The organism is Pseudolactococcus yaeyamensis, from assembly GCF_054658615.1.
Genome location: NZ_BAAGGP010000022.1, coordinates 1 through 21,266 on the forward strand (window position 1 = coordinate 1; position 21,266 = coordinate 21,266).

Consider the following 21,266-nt stretch of genomic DNA (forward strand, 5'->3'; position numbering starts at 1 on the left):
ATAAGCAAAATCCGTGAGTCCATTCCAGAACTATTATCTCTGAGAAACGGCTCAGTAGTCAAGTGAAAATTAATATCAATTAGGTAAAAATCGTAGTGGTTAATCACTACTAGAATATATTATACGAAGGAGAAATGTGTATGCAAGATGAACAGCTATCTATTAAAACAATCAAATCAAGATTTTTTGGTATACCAATATATTTTAGAAATCATAAAATATTTGATGTTGATTGGGTTGGAATAACAGATAGGTTCATTAAGATAGACAATCTTTTTTCAGACTTGATTTTCAATTTAAAATCTTTCAAAGAAAAAAGTATCAATAATGAGGATGAAGTCACTTGGGCGCGAGCCTATGTTTTAGAACTGGTTGAGGTCAGTTTAAACATTCAAACTAGTTATGGTAAGGCTTTGAAGTATTTGATGATGTGGAAAAAGATGACGGTAGAAGAGCTTGCTGAACAAACACTACTTGCGCCTGAAACTATTTCACGAATGCGTAATAGAAATGTATCCAAGCCAAATTTAAAATCAGTTGTGGCAATCTGTGTTGGTTTAGAATTGCCTTCCCATTTAAGCCATAAATTGATAGAACTGGCAGGTCATACTCTGCGTTTAACGTTAATAGACCATCAATTTTATGAACTTATTCTTAATAGTTGTACGGAAGAATCCATTTATTATTGCAATAAAATACTACTCAGTAATCAATTAAAGCCCTTAACTATTGAAAAATAAAGATGACTATATCTGATTTACCAAGTCAGATAAAGTTGACCGAAGATAGCCTTATTAAGAGAATGAAATCTTTTAATAGGGTCTTTTTCTGCGCTTTTTAGCTGTTAGATCTGATTTGGTAAGTCATGGTGTGATATTTCTAAATTCGATAGAATAAGTGTTGATAAGGAATCGCTCTTTATCAAATAAAGTCCAATATAGGTGGCCACCGAAAGGGACGGAAAGACCAAAAGAAAGAGCAGAATGTTGCTAGTTTGATGCGTTTTCCGTTTTTCAGTGAGCCTATTTTTTGTACTGATTTTCGCTACGCTCAACTTCTTATCGTCTCTCCGTTCTTGATTGTTCAAGAAAATGGTGGACATTCTATGAAGTTCAGAAAAACAGCTACTAATAAGCGCAGTGGTTATATCTATAAGTTTGCTGATGGTAAAAGAGTTCTGATCCAATTGAATCAGGAGGGAGTGACAGAAATTGATATTCAAAGATTGCACGCTTTGGATGATAGTGAGGTCTACTACAATATCAAAAATAGTCGACCTAATCCAGAAAGTGACTGGAATATTTCGATTGAGAGTTTTGCGACTGCAGGGAATGTGGAGGATAAAAATCCAATGGTTAAAGAGCTATATCAGTTATCGCAGATTGAGGAGAATCCTCAACTGGCTATAGTACGAGAGATTTTGAAAAATTTAAAACCAGAGCTACAAGAATTGTACTTGCTCTTATCAGAAGGGCAGACGAATTCAGATGTCGCGCGAACTTTGAAAGTTGATAAATCGACTGTCGGTCGTAGAAAAGAAAAATTAATTAAAGAAATTCAAAAGCGACTACCTTAATTTAAAGAAAGCGCAACTTTTGATAGAAAATTTTCGACTGATATATGTGGGGGAGAAAACCTCATGAAGAGGAGGTCAAATTTATGAGGCTAAAACACAGGGTTCAAATTAATGTTACCGATGATAAAGGTAATAAACAATCAGTATTGAAAAGCGGTATCTGCTCAATCCCTAAAAAATTGTTGCAATTCATCATAGGGGAATTTAGTGCTAACACCCGGGCATTCCGTCGAAACAGTTGAAATTCATGAAATTTCAGAAGGGAAAAAAGAAGATGAGCAAGACAAAATTAGCACTTGAAGTGGTAGAAAATCTACGTATTTTGGCTGACAGTTTACAAGAGCTGTGTGAGGCATTAATGTTAAATGAGTCGGAGGTAGAAGTTGAGATACCAGTAACTAAGCCTAAACCAAAAGCGAAAACTAAAGCTAAGGAGTCTAAGCTAACACTTGAGGCAGTACGTGGTGTGCTTGCGATTAAGAGTCAGGAAGGTAAAACAGAACAAGTCCGTGAACTTATCATTAAATATGGTGCAAGTAGATTAAGTGAAGTTGATGCCAAGCATTACAAGGCATTGCTCAAAGAAGTGGAGGCTTTGTGATGAACCATGCGCTCTTGTCAGCGTCATCAAGTTCACGATGGACACACTGCCCACCTTCCGCAAGATTGGGAGAAAGCTTTGAGAACAAGACAAGCGATTATGCCAAACAAGGAACAGATGCGCATAGTCTTTGTGAGTATAAGCTACAACAGTTATTAGGGTTCAAGATTCAGGCTCCGATTCTCGACTATTATGATGAAGAAATGGAGACTTGTACGGAAAGTTATGCGACCTATGTCATGGCTGAAATGGCCAAAGCAAAAGAGACCTGTTCTGATCCGGTTGTCATCATTGAACAACGTCTTGATTTTTCAAAGTATGTACCGGAGGGATTCGGGACTGGAGACTGTTTAATTATTGCGGACGGTACGCTATCACTCATTGATATGAAGTATGGGGTGGGGATTTTAGTTGATGCATTTGAAAATCCACAGATGATGTGTTACGCACTTGGTGCTTTGGAATTGTTTGATGGCATCTATGATATCACAGAAGTGAAGATGACAATTTTTCAACCAAGACGAGATAATATCAGCACTTACACTTTAACAAAAGAGATGCTTGTTGGCTGGGCAACGACTGTTTTAATGCCTGCCGCAGCCCTTGCCTTTAAAGGTGAGGGAGAATTCAATTGTGGGAAATGGTGTACGTTTTGTCCGGCTAAAAATGTCTGTCGAGAACGTGCTGAACATCATCTGAAATTGGCAAAACTTGAGTTTAAGAAATCTGAGATACTAACTGACGATGAGATTGAAAATGTATTATCAAAAGTTGATGGCTTGGTTTCGTGGGCAAATGATGTGAAAGCCTATGCCTTGAAACAAGCACTTGCAGGAAATGCATGGTCGAATTATAAATTGGTAGAAGGACGTGCTAATCGTAAATATATCAATGATGAGAAAGTCGCTAAGTTGGTGCTAGCTGCTGGATTTGAGGCTTATGAAAAGAAATTACTCGGTATTACGGCAATGACCGCAGCACTCGGTAAAAAGAAATTTGATGAGATTCTTGTTGATTTGATTGAAAAACCACGTGGTAAATTAACGCTTGTACCAAAAGAAGATAAAAGACAAGCAGTAGAAATTGCGAATGTAAAAGATGAGTTCACTGAAATTCGAGAGGAGAAAACAAATGGTAAATGTAAGTAAAACAAAAGTAGTCACTGGTATGGACACACGACTCAGTTATTTTCATGGGTGGGAGGTCGTCTCGATTAATGGTGGGGACGAGAAGTATAGCGTTTCTGTATTAATTCCAAAAGATGATACGGCGACAATCAATGCGATTGAAAAGGCGGTGGATGCTGCAATTGAAGAGGGGCTTTCAAAGTTTGGGGGCAAGAAACCCAATAAAGCAACGATTAAACTTCCTTTGCGTGACGGTGATTTTGAACGTGATGATGATGAAGCCTATCAGGGGTATTATTTCATTAATGCCAACAGTACGACACCGCCTCAAATTGTCGATCAAGCTGTGAAGCCAATTCTTGAGCGTAGTCAAGTTTATAGTGGTTGTTACAGTCGTGTGTCTTTGAATTTTTATGCCTTTAACTCGAATGGCAATAAAGGTATTGCGTGTGGCTTAGGTAATACTCAATTTATCCGAGATGGCGAACCACTTGGCGGTGGTACAACTGCGGCTGAAGATTTCACAACACTTGAAGATGATGCCTTCTTAGGTTGAAAGTGTCTATTATGACAATAGAGTTTTAGGATTCTATTGTCTTTTTGAAGGGAAAGATGGCATGAAAAAAATAAATATTGATTTAGAAACGTTCAGTAGTATCAATCTTCAAAAATCTGGTGTTTTCAAGTACTGTGAGAGTAACGATTTTGAGATTCTGCTTTTTGCTTATTCTATTGATAATGGCAAAGTAATCGTTGTAGATTTGGCAAATGGCGAGATGATACCACATGAGATTTTAGAATCTTTAACAGATGATGCGGTAGAAAAGTGGGCATTCAATGCCATGTTTGAACGGATTTGTCTGTCAAAGTATCTAGGACTATCTGTCGGTATCTACCTAAATCCATCTTCATGGCGCTGTACAATGATTTGGTCGGCGCTATTGGGATTACCATTATCTCTTGCTGGGGTTGGTGCAGTTCTGGGATTGGATAAACAAAAATTATCAGAAGGGAGAAATCTCATTCGATATTTTTGTGTGCCATGCCTGCCAACTAAAAGTAACGGTGGTCGAACCCGAAATTTGTCGGTTCATGCTTCTGATAAGTGGCAGTTTTTTAAATTTTACAATGCACGTGATGTAGAAACTGAAATGTTGATTCAAGATAAATTATCTCATTTCCCAGTATCTGATGATATTTGGCATGAATACCAACTTGATCAGGAAATTAATGATAGGGGAATTGGTCTTGATGACGTATTTGTCACATCGGCTATTCATTTGGATACCCTTTCTAAGACCTCTATCTTTTCAAAATTGGTAAATTTGACAGGGTTAGAAAATCCAAATAGTGTCTTACAAATGCGAAGATGGTTGCTAGAACATGGTTTAGAGATAGAGAGCCTTGGAAAGCAACAAGTGATAGCGCTTATAAATTCTAATTCTGGTCTATTAAAAGAGGTGCTTTTGCTTCGCCAACAAATCGCAAAGTCATCGGTTAAGAAATATCAGGCAATGGAAAATGCGGTTTGTAAAGATAGTCGCGCTCATGGGATGTTTCAATATTACGGCGCCAATCGGACAGGTAGATTTTCAGGTAGGTTAATTCAACTTCATAATTTACCACAAAATCATATATCAGATTTAGCCGAGGCAAGGTCCTTGGTTCGGGATAAAAATTTTGATGCTTTGGTCTTACTTTATGAGTCAACGCCTAAAATCCTATCTGAACTCATTCGGACTGCTTTTGTGCCACAAGATGATAAGAAATTTATAGTAGCGGATTTCTCAGCCATTGAAGCACGTATGATTTCGTGGTTGGCAGGGGAAGAGTGGCGACTTGAAGTTTTTAAAAGTGGTGGAGATATCTATTGTGCCAGTGCGAGTCAAATGTTTAATGTGCCGGTTGAAAAGAACGGCGTGAACGGACATTTGCGACAAAAAGGTAAGATATCTGAATTGGCTCTTGGGTATGGAGGCTCAGTTGGTGCATTGACGGCAATGGGCGCACTGGATATGGGGTTAACTGAAGAAGAACTACAACCACTTGTCACGAGGTGGCGAAAGACTAATCCTAGAATTACAAAGCTGTGGTGGGATATAGATAAAGCAGTAAAAAATAGTGTCAGACAGCGCACAGTAACGAATTCACATGGTATCAAATTTAACTGTAAAAGTGGTATGCTTTTCGTCACATTACTTTCAGGAAGAGAGCTTGCTTATGTCAAACCTCAAATTAGTCCAAATAAATTTAATGGGGAATCCGTGACTTATGAAGGAGTGGGCTTGACAAAAAAATGGGAGAGACTAGAAAGTTATGGTCCTAAGTTTGTGGAAAATATTGTTCAAGCCATGGCTAGAGATATCTTATGTTTTGCGATGGCTAATTTGAGACACTATCGAATTGTTGGTCATGTACATGATGAGGTCATACTTGAAGTAGATAAGACTGAATCCGTAGATAATATTTGTGACCTAATGTCAGTGACACCACCATGGGCAAAGGGGTTATTGCTTAATGCGGATGGCTATGCGTGTACATTTTATCAAAAAGAATAAAGGCTTGAGGCGGTTACTTGTTTGACCTCTTATTTCAGTCGCAAGAACTGCAACTATTGACCTGAATTTTTTGACTGTTATTTAGGGGAATTCTACCCCCAAAAAGGAGACAAACTATATGATACATTTCACGCTTTACAAGTCAAACTTTCAAGGTAATCTCAAGAATTGTCTTTTTCCTACAAAGGTGGTTATAACGACTAAACAGTTACTTTTGTCGGTCATCCAGTTTGATCATGTGGCGGCTGATTATGCGAATCACTATCGTAGTGGTGCAAATTTTATAAGTTCGGATGTCATGCCATTGGATTGTGACAATGACCACTCTGACGAGTCTCAAGACTGGGTGACACCAATTGATGTTGCGAGAGTTTTTCCAGATGTCAAGTTTGTCGTTACTTACTCTAGAAATCATTTGAAAATAAAGGGGAGTAAGTCAGCTCGACCACGTTTTCATGTTTACTTTCCGATTTTTCCTATTACAAGCGCTGTAGAGTATGCACAAGCAAAACAACAAATTCAATTAGCGTTTCCGTATTTTGATGATAATGCCATGGACAGTGCGCGTCTACTTTTTGGCACAGCTAATACGGAAATTGAAATAGTTGATGGCGACAAAACAGTTCTTGATTATTTGAATGATGATGTATTTGTGAATTGGGATGATGCGCAATATCAAATTGTAGAAGGAGGTCGTAATAATGCCATGAGTCATATTGCTGGGAAAATCATCAAACGCTTGGGCAATTCATCTGAAGCACATGACCGATTCTTAAAAGCTGCAGAGAAATGTATGCCACCATTATTTGGTGAGGAGTTGGCTGTCATCTGGAATAGTGCGGTTAACTTCTGGAAAAAGGTAGCCAAACAAACTGACTATATCTCGCCTGAGCAATACAATTCAGATTGTCTGTTCAAGCCTACTGATTTCTCAGATGTTGGTCAAGCAACAGTGCTATCCCATGAGTACGAAGGTGTTTTACGATATTCATCGGCAACAGACTATATTGTCTATAACGGTAGTTACTGGGAGGAGTCTGGTTCCAAAGCACAAGCAGTGGCTCAGGATTTGACGGAGCGTCAACTTGAAGAATCAGATGTTGAAATTCAAAAAACGATGAAGGAGATGGTTGATAATGGCGCATTTGACATCTTAGTGAGTGTTGGTGCTAAAAAAGCTCAGACGATGTTTAACAAAAATCAATTACACGCATTTGAGAGGTATGAAGAAGCACGCAACTATCGAAAATATGCGATTAAACGAAGAGATGATAAGTATCTCTCTTCAGCCTTGAAAGTGGCCAGACCCAAACTTGAAATTGAGCAGAGAATGCTTGATGTTGATGAATTTTTATTAAACACCCCCTCAGCTACCTTTGATTTGAGAACAGGTGATAAGCAAGACATCTTGCTCAGGACTTTATCACAAAGCAAACAGAAGTCGATGTTGTGACAGATAAATCCGAACTTTGGCAAGATGCTCTCAAAACGATTTTTTGTAAGGACCAAGAGTTGATTGATTATGTTCAAAAAATTGTCGGCTTGGCTGCAATCGGAAAAGTTTATGTCGAGGCGCTGATTATTTCTTACGGCGATGGTCGAAACGGCAAGTCAACATTTTGGAATTTGATTTCTCGCGTTTTAGGTAATTACAGTGGGAGCATCTCGGCAGATATGTTGACGAGTGGTTGTCGTAGAAATATGAAACCTGAGTTGGCTGAGGCAAAAGGTAAGCGTTTGTTAATTGCAGCTGAACTTGAAGAGGGAATGAGACTCAATACTTCAAATATCAAGCAGCTTTGTTCGACTGACGAGATCGCTGCAGAAAAGAAATATAAGGACCCATTCAAGTATGTACCAACACATACACTTGTACTTTATACGAACCACTTACCAAAAGTTGGTGCGATTGATAAAGGGACTTGGCGCAGACTGATTGTAATTCCTTTTGTCGCAAAGATTGAAGGAAGTGGGGACAAGAAGAACTATACGGATTATCTTTTAGAGAATGCAGGTGGTGCTGTTTTATATTGGATTCTTGAGGGCGCAAAGCGTGTGATTGCGGATGACTATCATATCGAAATTCCTGAAGTGGTTCAAAATGCGATAAATACTTATAAAAGTGATAATGATTGGCTCACTCACTTTTTAGATGATTGTTGTGAGATTAGCAAAGAATATACTGAGAAATCTGGTATACTTTATTCCGAGTATCGTGCATTTTGTTTAAGGACAGGCGAATATGTTCGCAGTGCAGCAGATTTCTATGTTGCCTTGGAAGCTGAGGGAATCAGGCGCAAGAGAAGTAATAAAGGTGTCATCGTTTATGGTCTTCATCTGGTTTCTGAGTTCTTGGAATAGCCTATTTTTATAAAAAGTGTAGCTCTATGTAGGGTACTGCATTACTTTTCCTAGTAAGTGAAAAAATAAGACCTATAGAAGAGTTAATGTTCAGGGGTACATAGACCTACACTAATTGAAATTAAAGGAGATAGGAATGCTAGAAAAAATAATCAAACAAAAGCTAGGTGTTGCAGTGAAGACAGCAGGAGGTCGGAGCTTGAAATTTACGACGCCTATCCTTGATGGTGTTCCAGATAGAGTGATACTGATGCCGAGCATTGGAATGAGAAGACACAAAATTTGCGGATTGATATAGTTAAAGCACGACTAGGAGGAAAAGAAAAATGACGCCCAAAAATTATTTGAAACATGCTTATAGATTGGACAATCGGATTGATAAGGAACTCTTAAGTTTGAAGGAACTACGTGTATTGGTTACTTCTACCCAGATTGTCTCTTATGAAGAAAGAATTTCCAGTCCTAATAGAAATACCGAAGCACCATTTATTCGAGTGCTTGAGAAGGTCTATCTTCTTGAGAGGCATATCAATGAACAAATTGATAAATTTGTAAATTTGAGAAATCAAATGCAAGAAGCAATTGATAAACTTGAGAATGTTGACTTAAATATAGTTCTGTCATACCGCTACATTCACGGTATGACATGGGAACGAATTGCGGAAGAATTGAATGCGGATGTTCGGACGATTTATCGTTGGCATACGAAAGCGTTGAAATTGATGCAAGTTCCAGAAAAACCAATCATCGTTTAGTTGTCGCTCATAAAAAAATTGTCGCTTGATTTATTGCTTGTAAATCGAGCGATAATTTGTGTTTTATGGTATAATAGAAATTGAAAAGTGAGGTAAATACGATGAAACCACCATTTTCAATCAACAATAATATGCTAAATAAAATCGTTGAAATCTCTAAAGCTATCGGTAATTTAGAATTTCAAGTTGAACGTAATTTGAAGCTTAGAAAAGAAAATCGAATCAAATCGATTCATTCATCCCTAGCAATTGAAAATAATAGTCTAACTGTTGAGCAAATTACAGATATTATTGATGGCAAGCGAGTTCTTGGTAATCCAAAAGAGATTCATGAGGTAAAGAATGCCTACGATGCTTACGAAGAGATTTTGACATTAAATCCTTATAAACAAAGTGACTTTTTGCGAGCTTATGGCTTATTAACAAATGGTATCATAAACGCTTCGGGTCAGTATAGACCCAAAGATGTAGGTATCTATGACTCAGCTGGCAATTTAATTCATATGGGGGCAAGACCGCAATTTATTACTAGTTTGATGAGTGACTTGTTTGATTGGGGAGCAAATGATGATACACCTGAACTGATTAAGAGTTGTGTATTTCACTATGAAATTGAAACGGTTCATCCTTTTGAAGATGGCAACGGTAGAATGGGTCGTTTGTGGCAAACTGTTATTCTTGCGAATTGGAATTCAATTTTTGCATGGATTCCGATAGAAACAATTATTTATGAAAACCAACAAGCATATTACGATGCTTTGGCAATTGCAGATTCACAAAATGATTCTTCTGGATTTGTTGAGTTTATGTTGTCTATTATTTTAGAAACACTTATCGCTTATAAAACGAGTGATAAGTCAAGCGATAAAATTTCAGAAGAATTACCAACGGAGTTGTCAGGTATTGAACTGCAAGTTTATCTTTTGATTAAAAAGTATTTGACTGACCATGATACTATTAATACAGCGGTAGCAACGAAACTCCTTGGAAAATCAGCACCAACTGTTCGTAAACATTTATCTAGTTTAGTAAGTCTAGGTTTTCTTGAAGCTCATGGTAGCAATAAGAATCGAACTTACTCATTAAAAAAGTAAAACTTGTCAGTAAATGTCATGGTATGTCAGTCTGATAAAATGATACTATTAAGGTAGCAAAAAAGCATAAAACGATTGATGCTTGTCGCAATACTAGCACAAGAGTATCAGTAAGTAGCCTTTGGGGAGTAATCCTTGAAGGTTTTTCTTATGTTTCGAGTAAGTGTCTTAGCGGTATTAGTTATACTCTTAAAGTGTTTAAGCATTGTTAGGAACAGTGTTCACATAGCCACGACACTTTTTGAAGTGTTTAAGCATTGTTAGAACGGTGTTTAGCACAGCCTATGACACTTTTCAAAGTGTTTAAGCGTTGTAGAACAGTGTTCACATAGCCACGACACTTTTCGAAGTGTTTAAGCATTGTTAGAACGGTGTTCAACACAGTCCACCACACTTCAGACAACGTGTAAGGATAGTTGTTGAACACATAAAATTAATTGGAGGTGATGTGATGCCAAAGAAACCGCAGAAACCATGCAAATATCAAAGTTGTCCGCATTTAACTGACACTGATTATTGTGAAGAACATAAGAATCAAGCAAGGAAACGTTACGAGAGGTATGAACGTGATCCAGAAACAAGTCGAAGGTATGGCAAGCCTTGGCGGAAGATACGAGAACGTTACGTTGCACAACATCCCTTGTGTGAGCAATGTTTTGATGAGGGATGTCTAAGACCAGTTGAGCACGTGCATCACATTCAGGAATTAAGTCAAGGTGGTTCAAATGACTTTAACAACCTGATGAGCTTGTGCAAGCATCATCACTCAAAGGAACATCTGACAAGACGAAACAAAGGGGAGGGGCGGTAAGTATCTCCACAACTGACGAAGAAGACCAGCGGGGAGGGGTCACACGCATAAAAAAGGCGAAATCAAAAGGGTAATTAAAGGAGTTAGTATAAATGCCAACAAAATCAAATAATACAGGTGGTCGAGGTGGCGTGAGAGCCGATGCAGGTCGCAAAAAATCAGCCGTGACTGAGAAAGCAAAGGCAGGTAATCCCGGGGGTAGGAAATTAGAAGTACTTGATATTCCAGACATTGCAGGGATAGAAATGCCAAAGCCACATGATTTTTTATCAGCTGAACAACGTGATGGTAGTTCACTTCAAGCCTCTGACATTTATGAAGAAACATGGCAATGGTTGGATAGGATTAAGTGTGCGACAAAGGTATCGCCACAGTTATTAGAACGGTATGCGATGAGTAGTGCCAGATGGATTCAGTGCGAAGAGATGACTAATAAGTTAGGTTTTCTCTCTAAGCATCCAACCACACAAAAACCAATCCCATCTCCGTTTATCAATATTGGTATTAATTATATGAATCAAGCCGTTCGACTTTGGAATGAAATTTTTCAGATTGTAAAAGAAAATTGTCGTACTGATTATGATGATGCACCACAAGATGACTTGATGGAGCGGCTACTTAGAGCTAGGAGATTTGAAATGAAAAATAATGTCGCAGAAAGATTTGAAAAGGTGAGGATTGAGAAATTGATTCCCTATGCAAGAAATGCAAGAACTCACAGCAAGGAACAGATTTTGCAGCTACGGTCCTCAATACGTGAATTTGGTTTTATCAATCCAGTTATCGTGGATAAGGATTTAAACTTGATTGCAGGACACGGTAGGATTTTAGCTGCCAAGGAAGAAGGAATTGAGAAAGTCCCCTGTATCTTTGTGGAACATTTGACGGAGGCGCAAAAACGAGCCTATATTTTAGCAGACAATCGTCTGGCAATGAATGCTGGTTGGGATGATGAACTGCTTGCGATTGAGTTAAGTGAGTTACAAGATGTTGACTTTGATTTGTCTTTGTTAGGTTTTGCGGATAGCGAACTGAATCAATTACTCATGGGGGACGATGCACAAGACGATGACTTTGATGTTGATAAAGCACTGGATAAAGAAACTTTTGTAAAACTTGGTGACCTTTGGTATTTAGGGAATCATAGACTTTTGAGTGGCGATAGCACCAAAGAGGAAGATGTTATTCGTCTAATGGATGGAAAAAATGCAAATCTCTGCTTAACTGATATGCCTTACAATGTTAATTTTGACGGTGGAAAGGGTAAAATCAAGAATGATAATCTTTCATCTGAGGTATTTTATAAATTTATTTTTGGAGCTTTTAAACAGATTTATAAGCATCTAGCCAATGGTGGCGCTTGTTATTGTTTCCACTCAGATAGCGAAAAAGTTAATTTCTACAATGCTGCTGTCAGTTCTGGATTTCATTATTCAACGACTTGTATTTGGGTAAAGGATAGCTTGGTGCTCGGACGTGGAGATTATCAACAGCAACATGAGCCTTGCTTATATCTATTCAAAAATACTAAACGGCATGAGTGGTTTAGTGACCGCAAGCAAACGACAATATGGAATTTTGACAGACCTAAAAAGTCGGAATATCATAGTACTCAAAAGCCTGTACCGTTAATGGCTTATCCGATACAGAACTCATCACAGCCAAATGCAATAGTGTATGACCCCTTTTCAGGTAGTTTTTCGACTGGGATTGCTTGCGAGCAACTTGGTCGTATTTGCTATGCGATGGAATTGGATGAGAAATTTGCAAGTGCCTCTATCCGAAGATATGCAGAAAGCTATGGTTCTGAAAGTATTACTGTTGAACGTGAAGGGAAGACATTTAGCTATTTAGAAATTATAAGTGGAGTGGTTGAAAATGAGAAAGATTAATATAACCAATCAACAATTGGGAAGTTTAACTTCAATTGAAGTTGTAGGGAGAGGAAACGATGGTAGTGTATTGTGGTTATGTGAATGTACTTGTGGTAAAAAAACTGTTGTTGCAGGATATCAATTAAGAAATGGGCATACAAGTTCATGTGGTAATTGTTTGAATTATGAATTGATGGACGATATTATACTAGCGACTGATTCATCTAGGCGACATTTCATATTTGATGTTGAAGATTACGAACGTGTCTCAAGCTATACTTGGTACGTTACCCCTAAAGCGTATGTTATGACAAGTATAAAAACTCCCTACTGTACGATCCTACACCGATTTATTACTAGAGCTAATAACGGGCAATATGTGGATCATATCAACGGTAACCCAGAGGATAATCGGAAATGTAATCTTAGAATTTGTACAAATGCTCAAAATGCTTACAATCAAAAAGTACGAAGTAACAATACTATCGGGTTCAAAGGTGTAAGCAAAACTCACTCAGGACGATATCGAAGTTACATCAATAAAAATTATCGTCAAATTAACCTTGGCATATACAATACTCCTGAAGAAGCCGCTCACGCATATGATGAAGTGGCTACTTTATTGCACGGAAAATTTGCTCGAACCAATGCAATGCTTGGTTTGTTTGACGAGGTGGCTACTTATGAGTAAGTTGACACTAGGCAGTTTGTTTTCGGGAAGTGGTGGCTTTGAATTGGGAGGATTGCTTTCAGGAATAAGACCAGTTTGGGCAAGTGAAATTGAACCCTTTCCAATAAGGGTAACAACCAAAAGGTTACCACAAGTGGTACACTTAGGTAATATCAATCAAATCAATGGTGGCGAGATAGCCCCTGTTGATATTATCACGTTTGGTAGCCCTTGTACTGATTTATCTATTGCAGGCAAACGAGCAGGACTAGTTGGCAGTCATTCTTCTTTGTTCTATCAAGCCATTCGAATTATCAAGGAGATGAGGTCTAAAACCAATGGAAAATATCCAAGATTTATTGTGTGGGAAAATGTCTGCGGTGCATTCTCTTCAAACAAAGGCGAAGATTTCAGAAGTGTCCTTGAAGAAATCTGTCAAATCAAAGACGAGCAACTTGTTATCACTCAACCTGAAAAGTGGGTCAATGCAGGAAAAATCGTGGCAGAGGACTTCTCACTTGCATGGCGAGTGCTTGATGCTCAGTATTGGGGCGTTCCCCAACGTAGAAAACGTATCTATCTTGTCGCAGATTTTAGAAGTGAATGTGCCGATAAAATATTATTTGAGTCAGAAAGCTTGTCTGGGTATTCTACACAGAGCTGCTGCACGTGGCAAGATATTACCGCCGATTTTGAAGGTAGCTCTGGAGTCACAAGCAAATTTTGTTTAAATGACCAAGGCGGCAGTCGGATGGCTATTTCTGAAAATATTACAGGAACCCTTAGAGCACAGGGCAATCATCCACCACTTGTTTTTGAAAACCATGGTCAAGATAGTCGTTTTAAAGATCCAATTGAAATGGCTCAAACTGTTCTTGCGACTTATGGAACAGGTGGAAATAATCAGCCATTTATCGTTGAACCTAAAACTTATGATGTCAGACTGACATCGGAGGGGACGAGAAATTCACGAGCTAATATTTATGAGTGTGGTATTTCACGGACGATTGATACATCGGGCAATTTTCCAAGCAGCAACCAAGGAGGTGTTGCGGTTGTCGCTATTCAAGGTTCCATGATTGGACGTAAGGATAAGCATGGACCACAAGGAAGTGGTATCAATGAAGCTGTTAGTTTTACATTGAATACTGTTGATAAACACGCAATTGCTTATTCTTCTAGTAAGAATTCACACTTTACTCGTGCTGAAAAGGAAAAGGCAGGTACGCTTGTCGCTACTGATTATAAGGATCCCCCACTTGTTAATGATGGCAAGTATATTGTTCGGAGGTTAACACCAACAGAATGTGCGAAATTACAGGGGTTTCCGCCGTGGTGGTGTCGCAATATTGAAATTGAGAATCCAACTGAAAAAGATTTGGAGTTTTGGCGAGCAATATTTGACAGTCATCGACAAGCACTAAATAAAACGACTAAGTCAAAAAGTGATAAACAAATTATCAAGTGGTTACGAAATCCGCATTCGGATTCGGCAGAATACAAACTGTGGGGCAATGGTGTCGCACTTCCTTGTGTTTTATTTGTTCTTAGTGGCATTGTTTGGGCTGAAAAAAATTCAAAAATGAGCGATTAAATAAAGACTTATGACTTGCTATTATAGTCGTTTAGAGTGATATATAGGGTAAAGAAGGACAAACGAATGATTCCAAACAGAGAAATGATTGCCATTTTACGAGAGCAGTACCCAGAAGGAACACGAGTTAGCCTGCTCCAAATGAATGACGCACACGCCCCAGAAATTGGCACGTGTGGCACAGTAAAGGGAGTAGACGATATTGGTTCTATCATGGTGCATTGGGACAATGATTCAAACTTGAATGTTGTTTTTGGGGAAGACTATGTGGTCAAAATTTAACAAATATATTTTAAGAAATTTTTAAAGCCTTCTAAAAGGGGCTTTTTCAGTATTTAAAAAATATAAGAATTAATGATAATAATGGTTGATAAGACTTGACTTTAAAGGCCTTTAGAGTGATATATAGGGTACAAGAATAAAGGAGACCAAAACCATGGCCAAAAAACTAAGCAAGAACACGATTTATAACATTGCAGCAAATCAGTTGCGCGACATTAGAGAAAGAGGCGATTTAGAAACTCGAAACAATGATACAGAAGATTTTCTAGATGTTTCAGTTTGGAGCATTAAGAAGATGATTGAGGAGGCTTATGAAGAGGGACTGAAAGAAGTTCAAAGGAAATAAACAGTAGTAAAGACAGCTTGAAAAGGCTGTTTTTTGCGTGGTAAATAAATCATAAAAATAGTGACAGTAATGGTTGATAAGACTTGACTTTAAAGGCCTTTAGAGTGATATATAGGGTACAAGAATAAAGGAGCCTAAGACCATGGCAAAAAAACTAAGCAAGAACACGACTTATAACATTGCAACAAATCAGTTGCAAGAACTTAGAGAAAGAGGCGATTTAGAAACTCGAAACAATGATACAGAAGATTTTCTAGATGTTTCAGTTTGGAGCATTAAGAAGATGATTGAGGAGGCTTATGAAGAAGGACTGAAAGAAGTTCAAAAGGAAGAGGGGAGGATTATCGAATTTAACAAAGAAATCAAAAAACAGATTATGACAATCAGAGAAACAGGTAAAACAAATATGTTTGATGTGTCAATGGTTCAGAATCTTGCGAATGATTTGAATTATTACGATCTCGTCATTTTCATTGAAGAGAACAAATTACAGTATTTGAATTTCATTATGACTGGAGAGAATCAATGAAAGAAGAAGGCTACTCTAAAGAAGATAAGCACGGTATTGATGTCATTGATAGATATCAAGGGAAAATAAATACTGTAAGCAATAAAACACTGGACGAAGTTAAGGAACAATACAGAAAATGGTTTCCCGACTCGTTTAAAGATTTATCATTCATTGAAAACTAGAAACAAGACATTATGGGTAGGAAAAAATAAGTAAAGACAGTTTGAAAAGGCTGTCTTTGCGTTATTTGGAAAAGGAGGTTCTCATTTGCGGAAATTGAAGAAGTATAAGCCAACCAAGTTTAAAGCTAAGCATGCCAAATATGATGAGAATCTCGCTGATTATGCAGTTAATTTTATTGAATGCTTGAGTCATACCAAAGGAACATGGGCAGGAAAACCATTTAAATTGATTGACTGGCAAGAACAGATTATTCGTGATTTATTTGGGATTGTCAAACCAAATGGCTATCGCCAGTTCAACACAGCCTATATCGAAATTCCTAAGAAGATGGGGAAATCTGAACTTGCGGCAGCACTAGCCTTATTGCTCACGTGTGGTGATAATGAACAACGCGCGGAAGTTTACGGTTGTGCAGCTGATAGACAACAGGCAACCATTGTGTTTGATGTGGCTGCCGATATGGTACGGATGTGTCCTGCTCTGAATAAGCGTGTCAAAATTTTAACTTCGCAAAAAAGGATAATTTTCAAGCCAACCAATAGTTTTTATCAAGTATTATCAGCCGAGGCTTATAGCAAACATGGTTTCAATATTCATGGTGTTGTATTTGATGAACTACATACTCAGCCAAATAGAAAATTATTTGATGTCATGACAAAAGGTTCAGGAGATGCTAGAACTCAGCCACTCTACTTTTTGATTACGACTGCAGGAACAGATACCCACTCTATCTGTTATGAAACACATCAAAAAGCAACAGATATAATTGAAGGTCGCAAAAAGGATGCGACCTTTTATCCTGTGATTTATGGGACTAAAGAATCAGATGATTGGACCGACCCAAAAGTTTGGAAAAAAGCCAATCCCTCTCTTGACATCACGGTAGGAATGGATAAGGTCAAGGCAGCATTTGAGTCTGCTAAACAAAATCCCGCTGAAGAAAATTCATTCAGGCAACTCAGGTTGAATCAATGGGTCAAACAAGCCATTCGTTGGATGCCAATGGATAAATGGGATATTTGTTCTTTTAGAGTTGATGAGGAAATGTTGGCAGGTCGTGTTTGTTACGGTGGACTCGATCTGTCAAGTACAACGGATATCACTTCCTTTGTTCTAGTATTTCCACCTCTTGATGAAACTGATAAATTTTGTATCTTGCCTTACTTTTGGATACCAGAAGATACACTTGACCTTCGAGTCAAACGTGATCATGTGCCTTACGATGTTTGGGAGAAAGAAGGGAATCTGAAAACGACTGAAGGGAACGTGGTACACTATGGGTACATTGAAAAATTTATAGAAGAAATGGGATTGAAATTCAATATTCGAGAGATCGCGTTTGACCGTTGGGGAGCAGTTCAAATGGTTCAAAATTTGGAAGGTATGGGCTTTACTGTTGTACCCTTCGGACAAGGTTTCAAGGATATGAGTCCGCCAACTAAAGAGTTAATGAAACTGACACTTGAGAAGAGATTGGCTCATAGTGGTCATCCAGTACTTCGTTGGAATATGGATAATATTTTTGTTAGGGTAGATCCAGCAGGAAATATCAAGGCTGACGAGGAGAAATCCACTGAAAAAATTGACGGTGCGATTGCGACCATCATGGCACTCGATAGGGCGATTCGTTGTGGGAATGATGGTGGTGCTAGTGTTTATGATGATAGGGGATTGTTTGTGATATAGATAGAAAGGCGTGGGATTAATTGGGAATTTTTAAAGGCTTATTCAAATCAAGAGATAAACCAAACGATAGCACTGTTGGTAGTGGCTATCGTTTTTTTATGGGCAGCACAACAAGTGGTAAACCTGTAACTGAACAATCAGCCATGCAGATGACAGCTGTTCATTCATGTGTCAGGATACTATCAGAGGCAGTCGCAAGTCTACCACTTCATCTTTATAAGCAGACTGAGACGAGCAAAGAAAAAGCGAGGACGCATCCCTTATATTTATTGTTACATGATGAGCCAAATTCAGAAATGACTTCCTTTATTTTTCGAGAGACATTAATGACACATCTTTTATTGTGGGGCAATGCCTATGCTCAAATTATCCGAAATGGTAAAGGACAAGTTATTGGCTTGTATCCATTGATGCCCAATCGCATGAGTGTGGATAGAGATAAAAGTGGTGACCTTTATTATATCTATACTGTTGCGACTGGAGATGTAATGAAAGGTTATCAGGTTAAACTAAATTCATCTGAGGTGCTTCATATCCCGGGTCTTGGTTTTGATGGTTTGGTAGGTTATTCGCCAATTGCCATGGCAAAGAATGCGATAGGGATGGCGATTGCGTGTGAAGAATATGGTGCAAAGTTTTTCGCTAATGGGGCTGCACCAAGTGGTGTATTGGAACATCCCGAGACATTAAAAGATCCCACCCGTATCCGTGAAAGTTGGCAACAGACTTTTGGAGGCTCAAGTAATGCCCATAAGGTTGCTGTTTTGGAAGAAGGAATGAAATATGCACCGATTGCGATTTCGCCAGAACAGGCTCAATTTTTAGAAACACGAAAATTTCAAATCAATGAAATTGCTCGGATTTTCAGAGTGCCACCGCATATGGTTGGTGACCTTGAAAAGTCGAGCTTTTCTAATATTGAGCAACAATCACTTGAATTTGTAAAATATACGCTTGACCCTTGGGTTTCAAGAATCGAACAATCAATGGTTCGATCGCTTTTGACCAAGGAAGAGAAGCAAGAATATTTTATTAAATTCAATGTTGATGGATTGCTTAGAGGAGATTATCAAAGCAGAATGACTGGTTATGCGACAGGTCGCCAGAACGGTTGGATGAGTGCGAATGATATTCGTGAACTTGAAAATCTTGACCGTATTTCAGAAAGTGAGGGTGGCGATTTGTACTTGATTAATGGCAATATGCTCCCATTGAAAGATGCTGGAGCTTTTGCGAATAAAAATAAGGAGCATATTGGCAATGAAGAAATTTTGGAAGTGGAAAAATCAGAAAGTGATGAATCAGGAGATTTTGGAGGAGGTGCAAGTGAGGACGCTGTTCCTAAATGGCACAATAGCTGAGGAGTCATGGTTTGATGATGATGTCACACCTAAAGTATTTCAAAATGAATTGACAAGTGGTGATGGCGATATTACGGTTTGGATTAACTCTCCCGGTGGGGATTGTGTGGCAGCAGCTCAAATTTATAATATGCTTATCGATTATAAAGGCAATGTCACAGTCAAGATTGATGGCATTGCGGCTAGTGCAGCGAGTGTGATTGCCATGGCAGGTACAAAGATTCTAATGTCTCCTGTATCCATGCTCATGATTCATAATCCAGCAACTATGGCTTGGGGGGATAGTGCTGAAATGAAAAAGGCAATCTCAATGCTTGATGAGGTCAAAGAATCTATTGTCAACGCTTATGAAATTAAGACAGGTCTGAATCGCGTGAAAATATCGCATCTTATGGATTCAGAAACTTGGATGGATGCGCATAAAGCAGTTGAGTTGGGATTTGCAGATGATATATTACAGCGGGTAACAGATGAAAATACTGAAGTATCAGGTATGATGTTTTCGCAAATTGCAGTCACAAATTCACTCAAGGCTAAGATTGCTAGTCATTGCAAAATTGAGAAACAAGATGAGCCAAATAATATAAATGTAACAACAGCCGATTCAGTTATGAGTCGGCTTAATTTAATGAAAAATTGGAGATGAATTAAATGGATAAAATTCTAGAGTTACGTGAAAAACGCAATAAAGCATGGGAAGGCGCAAAAGCCTTTGTGGAAAGTAAGCGAGATAGTGACGGCCTGCTTTCGGAAGATGATGCTAAAATCTATTCTGAGATGGAAGTGAAGGTAAAAAATTTTGGTCTTGAAATCGACCGATTAGAGGCGATGCAGATTATGGAAAATGAACTGCTGAAACCAGTCAATCAACCTTTGACTTCAAAACCATTAGTTGATGGAAAAGAGTCTGAAAAGACTGGTCGAGCAAGAAATGAATATAAGGATGGAATGCTACAAGCCCTACGCTCTAATTTCAAACAAGTCACTAATGTTTTGCAAGAAGGTTTGGATGCTGCAGGTGGTTATCTTGTACCTGAAGAATATGACAAACGTCTGATTGATGGCTTGACTGAAGAAAATATTATGCGTGCCTTGGCGACAACGATTACGACAAGTGGCGAACACAAAATTAACATCGCTGCGACGAAACCAGCAGCATCGTGGATTGAAGAAGGTGGAACGCTCACTTTTGGTGAGGCAACATTCGACCAAATTCTGATGGATGCCCACAAACTTCATGTGGCAATCAAAGTGACGGAGGAGTTGCTCTATGATAATGCCTTTAACCTAGAGAATTATATCATTGCTCAATTTTCAAAAGCACTTGGTAACGCAGAAGAGGATGCTTTTTTAAATGGTGATGGTGTCGGAAAACCACTCGGCATTTTTGCGACAACTGGTGGTGGGGAGGTTGGGGTGACAGCCAAAACACAAGATACGATTACAGCTGATGAAATTATCAACTTGATTTATGCTTTGAAACGGCCTTATCGTAAAAATGCCTCGTTTATCACAAATGATCAAACCTTGTCTGTAATTCGAAAACTAAAAGATGGGAATGGCGCTTATTTATGGCAACCCTCTCTTCAACAAGGAGAGCCTGATCGATTACTAGGTTATCAACTTCACACATCATCATATGTCCCAACTATTACTGCAGATAATCCAGTCATTGCTTTTGGTGATTTTAAATACTATAACATCGGTGACCGTGGGGTACGCTCATTTGCGGAACTAAAAGAATTGTTTGCAGGAAATGGCTTAGTAGGATTTCTTGCTAAAGAACGAGTGGATGGTAAATTAGTTTTACCAGAAGCGATTCAAATCTTGAAAATGAAAGGCGTGTAAGCTATACAGGTCAAGAAATAAAGGAGAG

The 21,266-nt window shown here is 38.5% G+C and carries 22 protein-coding genes; all 22 read left to right on the top strand.

The features are described from left to right. The first annotated feature begins 140 nt into the window (after positions 1–140). Complete coding sequence (locus tag ACYQ21_RS05975; protein ID WP_460056378.1) at positions 141–740, top strand: helix-turn-helix domain-containing protein; 600 nt, start codon at positions 141–143, stop codon at positions 738–740. A gap of 365 nt (positions 741–1,105) precedes the next feature. Next, positions 1,106–1,576 (top strand): hypothetical protein, encoded by a 471-nt coding sequence (locus tag ACYQ21_RS05980; RefSeq protein ID WP_460056381.1) that lies wholly within the window; start codon positions 1,106–1,108, stop codon positions 1,574–1,576. Positions 1,577–1,850: 274 nt separating this feature from the next. After that, positions 1,851–2,177 carry an rRNA biogenesis protein rrp5 gene (locus ACYQ21_RS05985; protein ID WP_460056383.1) on the top strand — a complete coding sequence of 109 codons (327 nt, stop codon included), beginning with the start codon at positions 1,851–1,853 and terminating at the stop codon, positions 2,175–2,177. Then, positions 2,174–3,325 carry a DUF2800 domain-containing protein gene (locus tag ACYQ21_RS05990; protein WP_460056386.1) on the top strand — a complete coding sequence of 384 codons (1,152 nt, stop codon included), beginning with the start codon at positions 2,174–2,176 and terminating at the stop codon, positions 3,323–3,325. The genes ACYQ21_RS05985 and ACYQ21_RS05990 overlap by 4 nt, the downstream gene beginning before the upstream one ends. Then, entirely contained in the window at positions 3,309–3,860 is a 552-nt protein-coding gene (locus ACYQ21_RS05995) for a DUF2815 family protein (protein ID WP_460056388.1), read from the top strand. The genes ACYQ21_RS05990 and ACYQ21_RS05995 overlap by 17 nt, the downstream gene beginning before the upstream one ends. A gap of 61 nt (positions 3,861–3,921) precedes the next feature. After that, complete coding sequence (locus tag ACYQ21_RS06000; protein WP_460056391.1) at positions 3,922–5,862, top strand: DNA polymerase; 1,941 nt, start codon at positions 3,922–3,924, stop codon at positions 5,860–5,862. A gap of 118 nt (positions 5,863–5,980) precedes the next feature. Beyond that, positions 5,981–7,315: a hypothetical protein gene (locus ACYQ21_RS06005; protein ID WP_460056394.1), complete on the top strand. Its 1,335-nt coding sequence runs from the start codon at positions 5,981–5,983 to the stop codon at positions 7,313–7,315. Then, entirely contained in the window at positions 7,312–8,223 is a 912-nt protein-coding gene (locus ACYQ21_RS06010) for a DNA primase family protein (RefSeq protein WP_460056397.1), read from the top strand. The genes ACYQ21_RS06005 and ACYQ21_RS06010 overlap by 4 nt, the downstream gene beginning before the upstream one ends. Positions 8,224–8,549: 326 nt before the next feature. Then, positions 8,550–8,978, top strand: a complete 429-nt coding sequence (locus tag ACYQ21_RS06015; RefSeq protein ID WP_460056400.1) for a DUF1492 domain-containing protein — start codon at positions 8,550–8,552, stop codon at positions 8,976–8,978. A 101-nt stretch (positions 8,979–9,079) separates the two neighbouring features. Continuing rightward, the gene (locus ACYQ21_RS06020) at positions 9,080–10,072 is read left to right on the top strand and encodes a Fic family protein (RefSeq protein ID WP_460056402.1); all 993 of its coding nucleotides are present in this window, start codon (positions 9,080–9,082) and stop codon (positions 10,070–10,072) included. Between the two features lie 451 nt (positions 10,073–10,523). Then, positions 10,524–10,883 (top strand): HNH endonuclease, encoded by a 360-nt coding sequence (locus ACYQ21_RS06025; RefSeq protein WP_460056404.1) that lies wholly within the window; start codon positions 10,524–10,526, stop codon positions 10,881–10,883. Positions 10,884–10,975: 92 nt separating this feature from the next. Continuing rightward, the gene (locus ACYQ21_RS06030; protein WP_460056407.1) at positions 10,976–12,775 is read left to right on the top strand and encodes a DNA methyltransferase; all 1,800 of its coding nucleotides are present in this window, start codon (positions 10,976–10,978) and stop codon (positions 12,773–12,775) included. Continuing rightward, positions 12,762–13,448 (top strand): AP2/ERF family transcription factor, encoded by a 687-nt coding sequence (locus ACYQ21_RS06035; RefSeq protein WP_460056409.1) that lies wholly within the window; start codon positions 12,762–12,764, stop codon positions 13,446–13,448. The genes ACYQ21_RS06030 and ACYQ21_RS06035 overlap by 14 nt, the downstream gene beginning before the upstream one ends. Next, positions 13,441–15,021 carry a DNA cytosine methyltransferase gene (locus tag ACYQ21_RS06040; protein WP_460056412.1) on the top strand — a complete coding sequence of 527 codons (1,581 nt, stop codon included), beginning with the start codon at positions 13,441–13,443 and terminating at the stop codon, positions 15,019–15,021. The genes ACYQ21_RS06035 and ACYQ21_RS06040 overlap by 8 nt, the downstream gene beginning before the upstream one ends. 66 nt (positions 15,022–15,087) lie before the next feature. After that, positions 15,088–15,303 (top strand): DUF4314 domain-containing protein, encoded by a 216-nt coding sequence (locus ACYQ21_RS06045; protein WP_094785506.1) that lies wholly within the window; start codon positions 15,088–15,090, stop codon positions 15,301–15,303. Between the two features lie 154 nt (positions 15,304–15,457). Then, positions 15,458–15,649: a DUF6900 domain-containing protein gene (locus ACYQ21_RS06050; protein ID WP_460056414.1), complete on the top strand. Its 192-nt coding sequence runs from the start codon at positions 15,458–15,460 to the stop codon at positions 15,647–15,649. A 142-nt stretch (positions 15,650–15,791) separates the two neighbouring features. Continuing rightward, the gene (locus ACYQ21_RS06055; protein ID WP_460056416.1) at positions 15,792–16,178 is read left to right on the top strand and encodes a DUF5049 domain-containing protein; all 387 of its coding nucleotides are present in this window, start codon (positions 15,792–15,794) and stop codon (positions 16,176–16,178) included. Continuing rightward, the gene (locus tag ACYQ21_RS06060) at positions 16,175–16,342 is read left to right on the top strand and encodes a hypothetical protein (protein WP_157905830.1); all 168 of its coding nucleotides are present in this window, start codon (positions 16,175–16,177) and stop codon (positions 16,340–16,342) included. The genes ACYQ21_RS06055 and ACYQ21_RS06060 overlap by 4 nt, the downstream gene beginning before the upstream one ends. Positions 16,343–16,427: 85 nt before the next feature. Next, positions 16,428–18,029 (top strand): terminase large subunit, encoded by a 1,602-nt coding sequence (locus ACYQ21_RS06065; protein ID WP_460056418.1) that lies wholly within the window; start codon positions 16,428–16,430, stop codon positions 18,027–18,029. A 20-nt stretch (positions 18,030–18,049) separates the two neighbouring features. Then, positions 18,050–19,390 (top strand): phage portal protein, encoded by a 1,341-nt coding sequence (locus tag ACYQ21_RS06070; protein WP_460056421.1) that lies wholly within the window; start codon positions 18,050–18,052, stop codon positions 19,388–19,390. Next, positions 19,290–20,036, top strand: a complete 747-nt coding sequence (locus ACYQ21_RS06075; protein ID WP_460056423.1) for a head maturation protease, ClpP-related — start codon at positions 19,290–19,292, stop codon at positions 20,034–20,036. The genes ACYQ21_RS06070 and ACYQ21_RS06075 overlap by 101 nt, the downstream gene beginning before the upstream one ends. 5 nt (positions 20,037–20,041) lie before the next feature. Further along, positions 20,042–21,238 (top strand): phage major capsid protein, encoded by a 1,197-nt coding sequence (locus tag ACYQ21_RS06080; protein ID WP_460056425.1) that lies wholly within the window; start codon positions 20,042–20,044, stop codon positions 21,236–21,238. Positions 21,239–21,266: the final 28 nt, after the last annotated feature.

Excerpts from the sequence above, each read along its gene's own strand:
- ACYQ21_RS05985 (WP_460056383.1), top strand. The coding sequence starts at position 1,851 with ATGAGCAAGACAAAATTAGCACTTGAAGTGGTAGAAAATCTACGTATT.
- ACYQ21_RS06000 (WP_460056391.1), top strand. The coding sequence starts at position 3,922 with ATGAAAAAAATAAATATTGATTTAGAAACGTTCAGTAGTATCAATCTT.
- ACYQ21_RS06060 (WP_157905830.1), top strand. The coding sequence starts at position 16,175 with ATGAAAGAAGAAGGCTACTCTAAAGAAGATAAGCACGGTATTGATGTC.
- ACYQ21_RS06015 (WP_460056400.1), top strand. The coding sequence starts at position 8,550 with ATGACGCCCAAAAATTATTTGAAACATGCTTATAGATTGGACAATCGG.
- ACYQ21_RS06055 (WP_460056416.1), top strand. The coding sequence starts at position 15,792 with ATGGCAAAAAAACTAAGCAAGAACACGACTTATAACATTGCAACAAAT.
- ACYQ21_RS06005 (WP_460056394.1), top strand. The coding sequence starts at position 5,981 with ATGATACATTTCACGCTTTACAAGTCAAACTTTCAAGGTAATCTCAAG.
- ACYQ21_RS06080 (WP_460056425.1), top strand. The coding sequence starts at position 20,042 with ATGGATAAAATTCTAGAGTTACGTGAAAAACGCAATAAAGCATGGGAA.
- ACYQ21_RS05995 (WP_460056388.1), top strand. The coding sequence starts at position 3,309 with ATGGTAAATGTAAGTAAAACAAAAGTAGTCACTGGTATGGACACACGA.
- ACYQ21_RS06075 (WP_460056423.1), top strand. The coding sequence starts at position 19,290 with ATGAAGAAATTTTGGAAGTGGAAAAATCAGAAAGTGATGAATCAGGAG.
- ACYQ21_RS05975 (WP_460056378.1), top strand. The coding sequence starts at position 141 with ATGCAAGATGAACAGCTATCTATTAAAACAATCAAATCAAGATTTTTT.
- ACYQ21_RS06050 (WP_460056414.1), top strand. The coding sequence starts at position 15,458 with ATGGCCAAAAAACTAAGCAAGAACACGATTTATAACATTGCAGCAAAT.
- ACYQ21_RS05980 (WP_460056381.1), top strand. The coding sequence starts at position 1,106 with ATGAAGTTCAGAAAAACAGCTACTAATAAGCGCAGTGGTTATATCTAT.
- ACYQ21_RS06040 (WP_460056412.1), top strand. The coding sequence starts at position 13,441 with ATGAGTAAGTTGACACTAGGCAGTTTGTTTTCGGGAAGTGGTGGCTTT.
- ACYQ21_RS06035 (WP_460056409.1), top strand. The coding sequence starts at position 12,762 with ATGAGAAAGATTAATATAACCAATCAACAATTGGGAAGTTTAACTTCA.
- ACYQ21_RS06030 (WP_460056407.1), top strand. The coding sequence starts at position 10,976 with ATGCCAACAAAATCAAATAATACAGGTGGTCGAGGTGGCGTGAGAGCC.
- ACYQ21_RS06020 (WP_460056402.1), top strand. The coding sequence starts at position 9,080 with ATGAAACCACCATTTTCAATCAACAATAATATGCTAAATAAAATCGTT.
- ACYQ21_RS06025 (WP_460056404.1), top strand. The coding sequence starts at position 10,524 with ATGCCAAAGAAACCGCAGAAACCATGCAAATATCAAAGTTGTCCGCAT.
- ACYQ21_RS06045 (WP_094785506.1), top strand. The coding sequence starts at position 15,088 with ATGATTCCAAACAGAGAAATGATTGCCATTTTACGAGAGCAGTACCCA.